Below are 13,521 nucleotides of genomic sequence, written 5' to 3' on the forward strand. Positions count from 1 at the left end.
CAAGGGCATTACCGTGAGGGAATGTTTGAAGCAAGCCGGACGACTTTTTATTTAAAGAGAGGGCGAGCTGATGAACAAGAACATTATACGAGGCGTAGGCTGGAGGCGAGTTGGCACAAGACAACGTAGCCAAGTGATCTAACGGTCACCGTAAATAATGCAGCAGTGCAGAAAAAAGAGAAAGTGCATGTTCTACTTCTTATAAATAAAGAGTGGGGGAGCTGTAGTGGCATAGTGAATGATTAACTGACTCCATGGCGATTTAAGCAGACGGTTTTTTTAGATAAAGAGTCCCAATACCGTTTTATTGTGTAGTGGTTGGGACATAGTGAAGACCTGAACCTGAAAATCAATGAGGAGCCAGTGCTGCTCACTCGTTCTATATCCGATCGGACTTAGAAACAGTGGCACAAAATCAGAAGCCGTCATTGGAATGCAAAGGCGCGAATCGACCGTTGTATTTTAAACATTTTCAGGAAACGCCCTGTGCGGAGCCGCATGCAGGGTGTAGTGGGGGCTGGAGGCTAGATACCTACGGCTACCCGATTCGGTTTTTGCATACATATAATACTATAAAAACTAAATATGATTAGTTACACTGACGAAAATCTAAACTATTTATAAACTCCACCAGTTTGTTCGCATGAGCAACGGCACGTTGTTCAACTTCCAATTTATCACCGTAACTATCTGGAATGTAAACCATGTTGTGGGAAACAATTGGTGGGTGATATATCATTCCGCAACGCTTAGCCATCTGTTGTAATGGCTTTAGAAACTCTTCAACAGTAAAGCTATTGAGCCCCCCCTCTGAGTAACTCTGATCAGGACCACCAATTGTCGTCGAGATCATAAACGATTTTCCTTTTAATTTATCACCAGTATCTCCGTGAGCAAAACCATGCAAAAATACTCTATCTAACCACTCTTTCAGCATTCCAGGCATGCTATACCAATGAAATGGGTATTGAAAAATAACTATGTCAGCTCCTAACAGTGCTTTTTGCTCCGCATCGACGTTAATGTTAAAGTCAGGATACATTCTATAAAGATCTCTTACTTCAATATTATCTCTATCAACCAGCCTCTCTATAATAATTTTATTAGCGATTGATTGTTCATTTACATCCGGATGCGCAAGTGCAATTAAAACCTTCATAACTTATCCCTTAATTTATTAAACATATACGTAGCATCTCATTGCTACCAATATTGTTGCTCAGACACCTGAAGAGTAAACTAAGTAGAAATTCAAAGTAAGTACGCACATTTTTGGTATGTAGTATCATTTTGTATACTAAGGGAGAGTTATCATGAGTCACAGCGACTATGACTGCAATAATGGTTGTCCAGTTGAAGCCACGTTAGAAGTTATTGGCGGAAAATGGAAAGGGATAGTACTTTACCATCTACTTTCAGAAACGATCCGTTTTAATGAATTACGCCGTTTAATGCCAGAAATTACACAACGAATGCTAACAAAACAGCTAAGAGAACTAGAAGCCGACAATCTGATTTCGAGAAAGATATACGCAGAAGTTCCCCCAAAAGTTGAATACTCAATAACGACCTACGGAAAATCCCTGACTCCCATAATAGAAGCGCTACATGCATGGGGCGTTCAACATTTGAAGAAATAAACTAGACACCCATTCTAAAAACAAAATCAATAATAACACCTTTTCGCGGCACTTAACCTATATAACCTTTAGGCACATCGTGATTGATTCAATGGGTTTAAAGGTGTTTGGTGAAGGAGAATGGAAGGTGCGTAAGCACGGCAAAGAAAAGCGCCGAGTATGGCGTAAACTCCACCTTGCCGTTGATACTGATACGCATGAAATAGTGAGCATGGTGGCATCACTCGATTCAGTGCATGAGTGCGAAGCCTTACCCACACAGCTAAACCCACTTCGTCGCAAAATTCGAAAAGTCTCGGCGGATGGGGATTATGACACTAAACGCTGCTATGGGGTATTGGAACGAAAAAGAATAGCCCCGGTGATCCCACCGAGGCAAAACGCCGCTTACTGGGAGGAAGGCCATCCTCGCAACCAAGCCGTTGAAGCCCTGCAAAATGACCAACTAGAAGAATGGAAAACCCAATCGGGTTATCACGAGTGTTCACTGTCAGAGACGGCCATGTACCGCTACAAACAGCTGACGAGTGATAAGTTGAGCTTACGTCATTACAACGCCCAAGCGGGTGAAATGATGGTAAGTGTCAGTGCATTAAACAAAATGACTAGGCTAGGTATGCCTGTTTGTCAGGTAACTGGCTAAATAAAGTAAGAGCCTAGAATAACTGCACCTTGAGTTTGGATTTGATCAACAAGGCCCATAACAAGCACTCGACGCGAAGACTTTACTTAAGCGTTGATGGGGGGCGAATACTTCGCCACAATCATGGGTGTCTAATATAATTTACGATATGCGTATGATTGCTCATGACCGCATAGGCGCACACATCAATGGCGAACACCTCCGCTAGCTTTAGCAAATAGTCTTCTACCCATTGGCGGCGATGGTCATAACTCTTGCCTGTTTGCTTATCCTCACCACACAAATAAGCCCGACGTACACAGCGGGAAACACAGTGGTAATAAGGCGTATCATCCAAGCTTACTTGCGATTTTCTAGGCTGAGGCATAATGATAACTCCCCCAAATAAACCACTGTTGATAGTTTAGACCATAATAAGCGTTTCGTTAGTTGGGGTATCTTGTCTGACGCGTTGTTTGACGCGATACCGTGCTTAACTAAATGACGATAAAGCCAAAACCCACAAGGCCCAGCTTCATAAACTACACAAAGATGACTAGCCAAGTATTTATGTTTTTGATAGAATTATCGATAAATTTTTTGATAGAGTAAATATTGGTGGGGATGGTGCCATGGAACACGGGCTCATCTCTCGAATTATCAATACAATAAGCGACATCTGTGGTTTCTTTGTGAACGTCTAGTCCAATGAAAAACGTGCTAGATTTAGACGTGTCGATCTCCTGTTCTGTTATGACTTCCATCTAACAGTGTGGCTCTAGTTTGACGAATCCACGATAAACGCAGGAGGTCGACACTTTCACCAGGGGATCATTATGTCTGGGGTGTAAAGGGTTGCATCACGTATATTTATTCACATTAAACTTTACAATTATTAAAGGATTAAAATTGAAAGAGTGTCCAATCATTATTGATTTAAAATTAGATGAAAAAAGCCTAAAAGCTATTGAGGAAATAAAACAAATATACAACTTGAAAAAGATTGGTAGATACGCTCTATTCATGGCCATATTTATTCTATTTTTGGAGGTAGTGTAAAAAGGGGAGCGTCTAGTTCAGGTGTTTCCACTGTTATGAATGCTATTCCTAATGGCACAGCCAAGGAAGTACTAAATGGTTCAGGTAAAGTTGTTATTTCTGAGGCGAATCAAACAAGCTATAATATTTATATGGCTAATTGGGAGTATTTTTACCAATCCTTTGATGCTTTTGATAAAATAGCACAAGAAAGAATTGAATTTATTGCATTTAATCAAGGTCAAGCTCATATCTCTAAGCCTAAAGAATATAAATTTTGGAAGGCTATATATTTAGGTTGTAAATATAATGCTAAATAAAATTATTTTCACATTGTTACTGACACTTCCATTCTATTCTATAGCTGAAATTTCAGAGGAAGCTAAATATGCTTCTTTTTTGGTCCAGGTTAACTTAACTAAATATAGTGAGAAAAGTGAGCGCTGTCGTAATAAAATGAGATCTTTTACGTTGTCATCAACTGACAGAGCCCGCCTAAAAAAATTACCTAAAGAGGCCTCAAAAGGTTTAACGAAGTTACTTGATGACGCGCTTCTACAATGTACTCAGCCTGAAATATTTAATTTAGCTAATTCATTACTTATTCTTGAGGAACAAAATGCTTTAGAAAAATCTTCTGTTATTAAGGAGCAGGTACATTTAATTAGGAAGCTTGTTTTTTCTAAAACTTCTATTCAACCAAATATAGAGTACTCACAATTATCACCAGGATTACAGTCTAAGTTAAATAAAATTGATTTTTTAAAGTATCCTTTTGATATGTTTGTCGTTATTGAAGGTGCTTGGGGCCTCCCTCATTAATGCACCATAACAGGGCGAGCGCATGAGTATTTTTTAAGCATAAAGTGGTTATAGGTTGAATAACATCTTACTAAGCCACAATTAAACTGCCTGCGCTTTTACTCTCTATCCTTTACGCCGTGCTCAATTTGAGCAAAAAGAAGAGCATAGACATCCATGTTAAAAACTACAGGGACAGTAACAACGTTAGTGAAGTGAACACCACTGAAATCATTTAGTCCTCAGGTTATTGTCATGCCGATTAACGGCTAAATTCACAGTAGGTGACTCAGTTTGATGCAATTAACCAGACAGTCATCCCAACGAGCTGCTTTAGAATGACAATCTTGTTATTTCTTGCCATGCCTAGCTAGAATATATAAGGGCTCGCCAAATTGTTGTGAAGTCATGTCCGCATCTCTGCTATACCAACTCCCAACTCCCAACTCCCAACTCCCAACTCTTAGCTGCTAACGCGCCACCTATAACTGCAGTTAATATCGCCATCGGTAAACGTAAGTGAATAATCATGATTTGAACTGAATCTTCACCAGAAATGGAAAGCCAAATAAAGTTAAAGATCGCTTTCAGCCCCCTTGTTGCATCAAGTATAGAGTGTCCAGAAGCAGTACTTTTTATTTTTTCTTAATATTCAATTGCTTAATGTTAATTTCTTGTCAATATATTGCCTATTTTGTGTCAAATGCAAATGATGTTTATTTGCATTATCGTTAGCAAGTGGATAGTGTGACGCAGTCTTCAAGGCAGTTCAGTATTAATCGGTTAGCAAAATAGATAAGGACTCATATAAAATGTACAAAATATTACTTGGCTTAATCGCAGTTATTTTTAGTCAGGTTTCGTTTGCAAAACTCACCACTGTCACGGATGTTATTGATCGTGAAGTCACTTTTAATGCCCCAGCGCAACGTGTAGTTGTTGGCTTTTATCCAGAAGACTATATGGCAATAGGTACTGAAGCGGCATTTGATAATGTTGTTGGGATGGCAAAATACATGTGGGAAACTCGCACTGAAAACTGGGAGTTATATGTAAAACACCGTCCTTCTTTAAAAAATATTCCTGACATGGGTCGAGTGGATACCAACTCTTTCTCTGTTGAAAAGGTCATAGCACTAAACCCTGATCTATTGATGCTAGCCGAGTGGCAATATAAAGCGCTGGGGAGTGAAGTATCACGCTTCGAGTCTGTAGGGATCCCGATTATCGTTGTTGATTACAATGCCCAAACCGTAGAGCGTCATGTTAAGAGTACTGAGCTAATAGGTGTTATTACTGGCCAGGAAGAGCGCGCAGCCAAAATTTCGAGTGAGTACCAGCAAAGTGTAGAGATGATCAACGCTAGGTTAAAAGAAGCCAACCTACCTAAACCAAAGGTTTATACTGAATACGGAGGTGCCGGCGTGGAAGAAATTGGTTATACGTTTGGTAAAAACATGTGGGGTGCTATTTCCACAATGGCTGGCGCAGATAATATCGCAGCTCCTTATGTCGAATGGTGGGGAAAACTCAATCCTGAACAAATTATTGCCGCTAACCCAGACATTGTCGTTATCACTGGTTATGAATCTGGTCGAGCAAATAAAACAGCGATGGTTATGGGACAAGGAGTTGATGAAGAGTTAGCGAAGCAACGTCTTCTCGGCTATAAAAATCGCGATGACTGGACAACGTTAGCAGCTGTGAAAAACAATCGAATCTATGGTGCATATCACGGTGCGGTTCGGACGATTTTGGATGGTGCTATGATCCAATATTACGCCAAGATAATGTATCCGGAAGTTTTTAAAGATTTAGACCCAGTTGAGTATTACCAAAATTTCTATAAAAAATACCTACCTGTTCGTCCGAAAGGCACGTTTATGACTCACTTATAGTTGATTATTTACAAGTAACAATACGGGAGTCAGTGACTCCCTAACAAGATAGCTAGACAGCGATTCCTGTTTTAAAACGTCTTCTTATTTTTCCAGCGTAGAGCTTGTATTGAGAAAACGATCTAGCTTGGTGAGCGCAGCACCACAAAGAACACTCTTGGTTGCAAGTCCCAGAGTGTGAAGACGTTTTTGAGGAATCGAGGGGCGATTCAACATTGCAACGCGATGAAAACTATAACTCAATATGCTTAAACAAAAAGTTGGGAGAGACGCATATTCTAGGACAAGCAATGCTTGACCAGCCACCATGTTATAGGCCAAATTAAGAGTGTGTATTCCCCTCTAACGCTTATTTAAGTAAGTGCTCTACAGACACATTACTTTTAAAAAATTGATACACATACAATCAATCTAATATCAAACTTAGCCGTATTATCTTCATTGGTAAAGATGGAATTGCTTACTGGCTAGTGATGTGAAAAGGTTGATCATGGTAACAAATAACTAGACTGTCATCCCAACTCCCCAAACACATGTTTGCGCTATTGTGAGCAATGATGCAGCAAGCCATTTATAGGATTTAGTCGTGATTTGTCAGAACGTGGGTAAAATCGAGTATGAGCGACTATCCGTTATTGGTTGAGGATACCGCCCCTTATATTAGGCGCTAGCGGTTTATATTGCGGTTAATGCTGTCGCCTATCGTTAGTGGGATGTGTTTGCGCATATCATTGAGTTAAGCCATAACCACGATAAACCGAGAACCACAGCTCTAAGTTTACTGCTGCAAGCATTGCACAATCTGTTGTGGTGTTCACTTAAGCAGCTGAAGCTGCTGGTTAGGTTCGATAATGACATTTAGCCCAGTGGCATGATCGAGCTGCATTTTATATTACTTGTCCTGAACATTTTCTCAATATTGAGTGATTTAATTGTATCTAAGTCATTTATTCATTTGTTGGGGGTCGCTCCGCAAGCACAATCATTCTTACAATGATTGTTGTGTAAGCGACATTGATGAGGGCTTTGTGGCACGCACTTGCGACAAAAACTTCTTAGTGATGATTTATTCTTGTTTTTATTCAACGACTTATGGTTTTTATTCCAGTTGGCTCGGTATTCGCAATAGTTACTGCGGGAACCGTTTATCAAGCTAAAGGAAGAAAATATTATGGCTATTCGTCAATGTGCAATTTACGGAAAAGGTGGTATTGGTAAATCAACTACTACCCAAAACTTAGTAGGTGCTTTAGCAGAAGCTGGCAAGAAAGTAATGATTATCGGCTGTGATCCTAAAGCGGATTCAACCCGCCTTATTTTACATGCAAAAGCGCAAAACACCATTATGGAAATGGCTGCTGATGCGGGTTCTGTAGAAGATATCGAATTAGAAGATGTACTTAAAGTCGGTTACGGCGGTGTTCGTTGTGTTGAGTCTGGCGGTCCTGAGCCAGGTGTAGGTTGTGCGGGTCGTGGTGTGATTACTGCGATTAACTTCTTAGAAGAAGAAGGCGCCTATGAAGAAGATCTCGATTTCGTATTCTACGACGTATTGGGTGACGTGGTTTGTGGTGGTTTCGCTATGCCTATTCGCGAAAACAAAGCGCAAGAAATCTACATCGTGGTATCGGGTGAGATGATGGCGATGTATGCCGCAAACAACATCTCTAAAGGGATTTGTAAATATGCTGCCACCGGTAGTGTTCGTTTAGCGGGTCTGATTTGTAACTCACGTAAATGTGACCGTGAAGATGAACTGATTGAAGCGCTTGCGGCCAAAATTGGTACTCAAATGATCCACTTTGTACCGCGTGACAACGTTGTACAACAAGCTGAAATTCGTCGTATGACCGTGATTGAGTACAACCCTAAATGTAATCAAGCCGATGAATATCGCGCCCTCGCCAATAAAATCATCAACAACAAGTTATTTGTCGTTCCGACTCCTGTGACTATGGATGAGTTAGAAGAGTTGCTTATGGAATTCGGCATCATGGACGCAGAAGACGAGTCGATCATTGGTCAAGTTGCTGAAGAAGTGACCGCCTAATCATTCACCAACCAAGTGATCTTATTGATGCTATAGGAGGCAGCAATGTCTAACAATAAAGCAGAAACTCAAGCGCTGATTGATGAAGTGCTAGAAGTTTATCCAGAAAAAGCCAAAGCGGATCGTAAAAAGCACCTCGATGCCAACGACAGTGGAACGGGTAGTTGTATTACCGCTAACCGTAAGTCGTTGCCAGGGGTGATGACCGCGCGGGGCTGTGCTTACGCGGGTTCGAAAGGAGTTGTGTGGGGACCAATTAAAGATATGGTGCATATCTCTCATGGTCCTGTGGGTTGTGGCCAATACTCACGCGCTGGCCGTCGTAACTATTATACCGGTTATACCGGGGTAAACAGCTTCGGCACCATGAACTTTACCTCTGATTTCCAAGAGCGCGACATTGTGTTTGGGGGCGATAAAAAACTTGCCACCATGATCGACGAAGTGGAAATGTTGTTTCCATTAGCGAGCGGGATTTCTATTCAATCAGAATGTCCTGTCGGGCTGATCGGTGATGATATCGAAGCGGTTGCTAAAACCAAAGGTGCAGAAATCGGTAAAACCATCGTGCCAGTGCGTTGTGAAGGTTTCCGTGGGGTGAGTCAGTCGCTGGGTCACCACATCGCCAACGATACTTTACGAGATTACGTCTTGGATAAGTCGGAAGGTAAAGAAGTCGCGACCACCGATTACGATGTGGCCATCATTGGTGATTACAACATTGGTGGTGATGCCTGGTCTTCACGGATCTTATTGGAAGAAATTGGTTTACGGGTCGTGGCGCAGTGGTCGGGTGACGGTACCTTACCAGAGCTTGAAAATACCCCTTCGGTGAAGCTTAACCTAGTTCACTGTTATCGTTCGATGAACTACATCTGTCGCCACATGGAAGAAAAATACGGTGTGCCATGGATGGAATACAACCTATTTGGTCCCACTAAGTGTGAAGAGTCCTTACGCGCTATTGCGGCCAAGTTCGATGAGAAAATTCAGGCCAAGGCTGAAGAAGTGATTGCTGGTTACAAAGCGCAATGGCAAGCCGTTGTCGACAAGTACCGTCCTCGCTTAGAAGGCAAAAAAGTTATGTTGTATGTGGGTGGTTTACGTCCGCGTCACGTGATTGGTGCCTATGAAGATTTAGGCATGGAAATTGTTGGTGCGGGTTATGAATTTGGTCATAACGATGATTACAGCAAAACCGTCCCTGAAGTGAAAGATGCCACCTTGATTTACGATGACGTAACAGGTTACGAGTTAGAAGCATTTGCCGACAAACTGAAACCCGATCTGATTGGTGCCGGTGTGAAAGAAAAATACATCTTCCAAAAAATGGGGATCCCATTCCGTCAAATGCACAGCTGGGATTATTCCGGTCCTTATCATGGCTTCGATGGGTTTGCTATCTTCGCCCGCGACATGGACATGACGCTGAACAACCCTTGTTGGAATAAGTTAACGCCACCATGGAAGGCGGATAAGACAGAAAATCAAGCAGCTGCTTAAGCGCAGTCTAGTTTGCTTAGCAAGGTCAGGATGAGTGCAACCGCACTTGAGTGTTTAACTCAATCCGTTAGTTCACAGATGAGTGGCGCGGAAGGAGATATAAAATGAGTCAATCAGTAGACGATATCAAAGCTGGCTACCCGCTGTTTCAGCAGCCAGAATATCAAGACATGATGGCGCGCAAACGTGCCGATCATGAAGAAGGCGTGAGTGACGAGAAGATCAAAGAAGTCTTTGAGTGGACCACCACTGAAGCGTACCAAGAGCTTAACTTTTCACGCAAAACCTTAACTATCGATCCCGCAAAGGCCTGCCAACCACTTGGTTCGGTATTATGTGCCTTGGGTTTCGAAAAAACCCTCCCTTATGTACATGGTTCGCAAGGATGTGTGGCTTATTTCCGCACTTACTTTAACCGTCACTTTAAAGAGCCAGTGGCTTGTGTGTCAGATTCAATGACCGAAGATGCAGCGGTATTTGGCGGCCAAAAAAATATGTACGACGGTCTTCAAAACTCCTTGGCATTGTACAAGCCAGAGGTGATTGCGGTTTCTACTACCTGTATGGCGGAAGTTATTGGTGATGACTTGAATGCCTTCATTGGTAATGCCAAGAAAGAGGGTTACATCCCAGAAGACTTGCCAACCCCATTTGCCCATACACCGAGTTTTGTGGGCAGTCATGTCACCGGTTGGGATGGCATGTTTGAGGGCTTTGCCAAGTATTTCACGGGCAAAAACATGGACGATAAGGTGGTCGCTAGTAATGGCAAAATCAACCTTATTCCCGGCTTTGAAACCTACTTAGGAAACTACCGAGTCATCCATAGCATGCTGCAGCAGATGGATGTTAATTACAGTCTATTGAGTGATCCTTCGGAAGTACTCGATACGCCAGCTGATGGCGAATATCGTATGTACGCAGGCGGTACACCGCTGGCTGAGCTAGAAGATGCACCAAACGCGATTACCACCATTTTGCTGCAACCCGATCAGTTGGTAAAAACCAAGAAGTTTGTGGAAGGCGTTTGGAAGCATGAAGTGCCTACGCTCAATATTCCAATGGGCTTAGATTGGACCGATGAATTCTTAATGAAGATTTCTGAACTCACTGGCAAAGCGATCCCTGAATCACTGGCGACCCAGCGTGGCCGTTTAGTAGACATGATGACAGACTCGCATACTTGGCTACATGGCGTAAGCTTCTCTATCTATGGCGACCCAGATTACTTAATGGGTTTAACTAAATTCCTGATGGAATTGGGCTGTGAAATTAAACACATCTTATGTAATAACGCCGCTAAACGCTGGCGTAAGAAGATGGAAGCCTTGATTGCGCAATCGCCAACTACGGCCAATGCTGAAATTCACGTCGGTAAAGATCTATGGCATTTCCGTTCATTGGTGTTCACTAATAAACCTGACTTTATGATTGGTAACTCATACGCCAAATTCATCCAACGCGATACCAAAGCCAAGGGTGAAGAGTTTGAAGTACCCCTGATTCGACTTGGTTTCCCTATTTTTGATCGCCACCATCTGCATCGTAACACCACTTTAGGCTACGAAGGCGGCATGTATATGCTGACCACGCTGGTCAACGAAGTGTTGGCAAAACTCGATGAAGACACTTCAGAGCTGGGTAAAACAGACTACGGTTTCGATCTGGTTCGTTAAACCTCGTTATCTGTATGAAGCAATGGCCGGTGCACTGCTCCGGCCATCTTAAGGAATCTAAGTATGCCAAATCTTATTATTAGCCGTGAAGCTTCCGGTGCGCTGCAGGCTTATATCGCCAAGAAAGACCTGGAACTGCCCATTCAAAATTTACAGTTTGAGCAAAGCGACCAGTGGGGCGGAGAAATCGAACTCAGTGATGGGAGTAAATATTACATAGAACCCGTTAACCCAGAGCCTACCTTGCCTAAAACCTTTCGTGCCCGTCGAGCCTAATGTTTAGTTTTATCATCAGGAGAAAGTTATGAGCGTTTCAATGAGTGACCAGTTAGCCTTAAGGTTAGCCATGGCGTCGAAAGCGATGCCTGATATCGAATTAAAACAATTTGTCGATATCTTGGTGAAACACTGTGGTGAGCCGCTGACCGAGAAAAAGCTTCGTGCTTTAAGTCCCAAGGCTTTACGCGAAGTACTTCAGTCTTCAAGCGCTCATCTTGAACGCGGTCAAGTGAATCAAGTACATGCCATTTTTAGTTCGACTCAGATCAGTGCTATGCAACCACCAGAAGTGCCCGTGAGTCGCGAACTCTCTGGATCGGTGCTGCAATTAGCCGTGAGCTCGAACAATTTGGAAGATATAGACGGTCATTTTGGATCGTGCTTGCGATTTCTGATTTATCAGGTGAACTCACAGGGCTATCAATTAGTCGATGTGCGCCCAGTGGTGGAAAATAAAACAGGGGACGAACGGACCAGCTATTTGATCGAACTAATTGGTGATTGCCAATTGCTCGCGACCCTATCGATTGGCGGGCCAGCGGCGGCACGAGTTAGTCGTGCCGACATTTTGCCGCTGAAGCAATTAACCCCGCAGCCCAGCCAGATTATTTTAGAGCGTTTGCAAGAGGTGATGCAGGCCCCCCCACGATGGTTACAACGCTTGCTTGAGAAGCAACAAGCAATACCTACAGAGGACTGTTTATGCACACTGTAACAAACAAAGACATGAAACAATGCGGCTGTAAGGGTGAAGCGCACAACCATCAACCCAAACATCAACATGAGTGCCAATGCCAGCAAGAAGGGGGAGAGCATACAGCCGAACATCAATGTGGTTGTACTTCAGATCAAGGCGAAACCCAATTTGAAGCGCTGGATATGGCGATGCTCGGTAATTTAGTTCATCGCCTCGCGGACCCAGCCACTTTTGAGCAAAAGTTGAGTTGTTTTACCAAGCATCATCCTGGCGTTCGGGTGATCGTGTGTAGTGAGGACGACATGGCAGAACGTGAACCGTTTCTGGCCTGCGAACACTTTGACATATTTTTAATGGCTAACGGTATGGGCTGCGCCCGTATTACCGACGGTATTGAACTGGCCATTGGTGTAATTATTGCGATGCACGAAGAGTAGACCTTTGCCGCCACTATCAACCAATAAGCCTCCTCAATTTGCTATGAACCTATCGCAAATTGAGTGAGGCTGCCAATTCTGATCTTGAACCATTGCAGGGTTGTGACGAAGTCTGAATGCGTATTTAGAAGGGCTTAACGGTGTGTTATGCAACATTTCAGTTTTATCTTCGGCGTATAATATCAAAACTAAAAGTATCATCAGCGTAGTAATCGTTGGTATAGCAAAAAACTTCGCCTTGATCGCTATGATATATCTCTTCTAACAATATAAAGCTGGCAATTTCAGACTCAAGGTTTTCGATATCACGTCGGGTTAATACTGTCGATCTGATCTTCGTTTTTGCGTAGGAGATAGTGTTACCTGATTTCTCTAAAAAATCGAATAAAGAACCACATAAATCCTCTGTAGAAGCACCGCTGAGGGCATCCATTTTAAAACTGTGACGGTTAAATACGGCTACTTTACCATCGGCGTATCGAACACGCTCAATTTCTAGGTAGTTCTCACCTACATTGATATTTAATTTATTGGCGATGTGTTGGTCAGCGGATTTTACCTTGGTGTAACGTAAATCTGTGGAGGGCATTGCATCACAGCACTTAATCGCATCCGTCACACTAAATAGTTTACTGATATCGAGATTAAGGGTTGTCAGACCGCTTCGCAAATAAGCGCCTTTCCCTCGGACTCGATAAACAACACCTTCTTGGATCAGTTGAGCTAAGGCTTCTCGCAAGGTTGACCTAGATACATCGAATTGTTCACAAAGTGTTAATTCAGAAGGGATTTTTATATCTCCACTAAGCTTTGAATTCGCCGCTATCGCCAATATTTTAGACTTAATACTACCAGCAGCCACTTTCATTTTTCCCACGTT

12 protein-coding genes and 2 pseudogenes are annotated in these 13,521 nt (G+C 42.7%); 11 read left to right on the forward strand and 3 right to left on the reverse strand.

Annotated features, from left to right (window positions below; translation table 11 throughout):
- Positions 1-589: 589 nt before the first annotated feature.
- Positions 590-1,159 (reverse strand): NAD(P)H-dependent oxidoreductase, encoded by a 570-nt coding sequence (locus ACRRS0_RS10240; protein ID WP_432453309.1) that lies wholly within the window; start codon positions 1,157-1,159, stop codon positions 590-592.
- A gap of 154 nt (positions 1,160-1,313) precedes the next feature.
- On the opposite strand from ACRRS0_RS10240, the gene ACRRS0_RS10245 reads away from it, so the two are divergent.
- Positions 1,314-1,640, forward strand: coding sequence for a winged helix-turn-helix transcriptional regulator (locus ACRRS0_RS10245; protein WP_432453308.1), 327 nt, complete (start codon positions 1,314-1,316; stop codon positions 1,638-1,640).
- A gap of 73 nt (positions 1,641-1,713) precedes the next feature.
- Positions 1,714-2,283: pseudogene (locus ACRRS0_RS10250) on the forward strand (IS5 family transposase); the annotation flags it as partial.
- A gap of 133 nt (positions 2,284-2,416) precedes the next feature.
- Here the strand turns inward: ACRRS0_RS10250 and ACRRS0_RS10255 are convergent.
- A pseudogene (locus ACRRS0_RS10255) lies at positions 2,417-2,650 on the reverse strand (transposase); the annotation flags it as partial.
- Positions 2,651-3,356: 706 nt separating this feature from the next.
- On the opposite strand from ACRRS0_RS10255, the gene ACRRS0_RS10260 reads away from it, so the two are divergent.
- From ACRRS0_RS10260 to ACRRS0_RS10300, 9 genes are all read left to right on the forward strand, one after another.
- Positions 3,357-3,620 carry a hypothetical protein gene (locus ACRRS0_RS10260; RefSeq protein ID WP_432453307.1) on the forward strand — a complete coding sequence of 88 codons (264 nt, stop codon included), beginning with the start codon at positions 3,357-3,359 and terminating at the stop codon, positions 3,618-3,620.
- The gene (locus ACRRS0_RS10265) at positions 3,610-4,122 is read left to right on the forward strand and encodes a hypothetical protein (RefSeq protein ID WP_432453306.1); all 513 of its coding nucleotides are present in this window, start codon (positions 3,610-3,612) and stop codon (positions 4,120-4,122) included. The genes ACRRS0_RS10260 and ACRRS0_RS10265 overlap by 11 nt, the downstream gene beginning before the upstream one ends.
- Before the next feature lie 791 nt (positions 4,123-4,913).
- Positions 4,914-5,999, forward strand: a complete 1,086-nt coding sequence (locus ACRRS0_RS10270; RefSeq protein WP_432453305.1) for an ABC transporter substrate-binding protein — start codon at positions 4,914-4,916, stop codon at positions 5,997-5,999.
- A 1,171-nt stretch (positions 6,000-7,170) separates the two neighbouring features.
- Positions 7,171-8,049 carry a nitrogenase iron protein gene (gene nifH, locus ACRRS0_RS10275; protein ID WP_432453304.1) on the forward strand — a complete coding sequence of 293 codons (879 nt, stop codon included), beginning with the start codon at positions 7,171-7,173 and terminating at the stop codon, positions 8,047-8,049.
- 45 nt (positions 8,050-8,094) lie between these two features.
- Positions 8,095-9,552 (forward strand): nitrogenase molybdenum-iron protein alpha chain, encoded by a 1,458-nt coding sequence (nifD, locus tag ACRRS0_RS10280; protein WP_432453303.1) that lies wholly within the window; start codon positions 8,095-8,097, stop codon positions 9,550-9,552.
- A gap of 104 nt (positions 9,553-9,656) precedes the next feature.
- Positions 9,657-11,228, forward strand: coding sequence for a nitrogenase molybdenum-iron protein subunit beta (nifK, locus tag ACRRS0_RS10285; RefSeq protein ID WP_432453302.1), 1,572 nt, complete (start codon positions 9,657-9,659; stop codon positions 11,226-11,228).
- A gap of 63 nt (positions 11,229-11,291) precedes the next feature.
- Positions 11,292-11,504 carry a putative nitrogen fixation protein NifT gene (gene nifT, locus ACRRS0_RS10290; protein WP_432453301.1) on the forward strand — a complete coding sequence of 71 codons (213 nt, stop codon included), beginning with the start codon at positions 11,292-11,294 and terminating at the stop codon, positions 11,502-11,504.
- A 28-nt stretch (positions 11,505-11,532) separates the two neighbouring features.
- Positions 11,533-12,222: a NifB/NifX family molybdenum-iron cluster-binding protein gene (locus ACRRS0_RS10295; protein ID WP_432453300.1), complete on the forward strand. Its 690-nt coding sequence runs from the start codon at positions 11,533-11,535 to the stop codon at positions 12,220-12,222.
- Positions 12,210-12,641: a hypothetical protein gene (locus ACRRS0_RS10300; RefSeq protein ID WP_432453299.1), complete on the forward strand. Its 432-nt coding sequence runs from the start codon at positions 12,210-12,212 to the stop codon at positions 12,639-12,641. Before ACRRS0_RS10295 ends, ACRRS0_RS10300 begins: the two co-directional genes overlap by 13 nt.
- 163 nt (positions 12,642-12,804) lie before the next feature.
- Here ACRRS0_RS10300 and ACRRS0_RS10305 read toward each other — a convergent pair whose 3' ends face one another.
- Positions 12,805-13,509, reverse strand: coding sequence for a GntR family transcriptional regulator (locus ACRRS0_RS10305; protein ID WP_432456185.1), 705 nt, complete (start codon positions 13,507-13,509; stop codon positions 12,805-12,807).
- Positions 13,510-13,521: the final 12 nt, after the last annotated feature.

The organism is Agarivorans sp. QJM3NY_29, from assembly GCF_050870835.2.
Lineage (GTDB): Bacteria > Pseudomonadota > Gammaproteobacteria > Enterobacterales > Celerinatantimonadaceae > Agarivorans.

What these genes read in the sequence shown, in the direction of transcription:
- ACRRS0_RS10240 (WP_432453309.1), bottom strand. Translation starts at nt 1,159, where the DNA reads ATGAAGGTTTTAATTGCACTTGCGCATCCGGATGTAAATGAACAATCA.
- ACRRS0_RS10245 (WP_432453308.1), top strand. Translation starts at nt 1,314, where the DNA reads ATGAGTCACAGCGACTATGACTGCAATAATGGTTGTCCAGTTGAAGCC.
- ACRRS0_RS10260 (WP_432453307.1), top strand. Translation starts at nt 3,357, where the DNA reads ATGAATGCTATTCCTAATGGCACAGCCAAGGAAGTACTAAATGGTTCA.
- ACRRS0_RS10265 (WP_432453306.1), top strand. Translation starts at nt 3,610, where the DNA reads ATGCTAAATAAAATTATTTTCACATTGTTACTGACACTTCCATTCTAT.
- ACRRS0_RS10270 (WP_432453305.1), top strand. Translation starts at nt 4,914, where the DNA reads ATGTACAAAATATTACTTGGCTTAATCGCAGTTATTTTTAGTCAGGTT.
- nifH (WP_432453304.1), top strand. Translation starts at nt 7,171, where the DNA reads ATGGCTATTCGTCAATGTGCAATTTACGGAAAAGGTGGTATTGGTAAA.
- nifD (WP_432453303.1), top strand. Translation starts at nt 8,095, where the DNA reads ATGTCTAACAATAAAGCAGAAACTCAAGCGCTGATTGATGAAGTGCTA.
- nifK (WP_432453302.1), top strand. Translation starts at nt 9,657, where the DNA reads ATGAGTCAATCAGTAGACGATATCAAAGCTGGCTACCCGCTGTTTCAG.
- nifT (WP_432453301.1), top strand. Translation starts at nt 11,292, where the DNA reads ATGCCAAATCTTATTATTAGCCGTGAAGCTTCCGGTGCGCTGCAGGCT.
- ACRRS0_RS10295 (WP_432453300.1), top strand. Translation starts at nt 11,533, where the DNA reads ATGAGCGTTTCAATGAGTGACCAGTTAGCCTTAAGGTTAGCCATGGCG.
- ACRRS0_RS10300 (WP_432453299.1), top strand. Translation starts at nt 12,210, where the DNA reads ATGCACACTGTAACAAACAAAGACATGAAACAATGCGGCTGTAAGGGT.
- ACRRS0_RS10305 (WP_432456185.1), bottom strand. Translation starts at nt 13,509, where the DNA reads ATGAAAGTGGCTGCTGGTAGTATTAAGTCTAAAATATTGGCGATAGCG.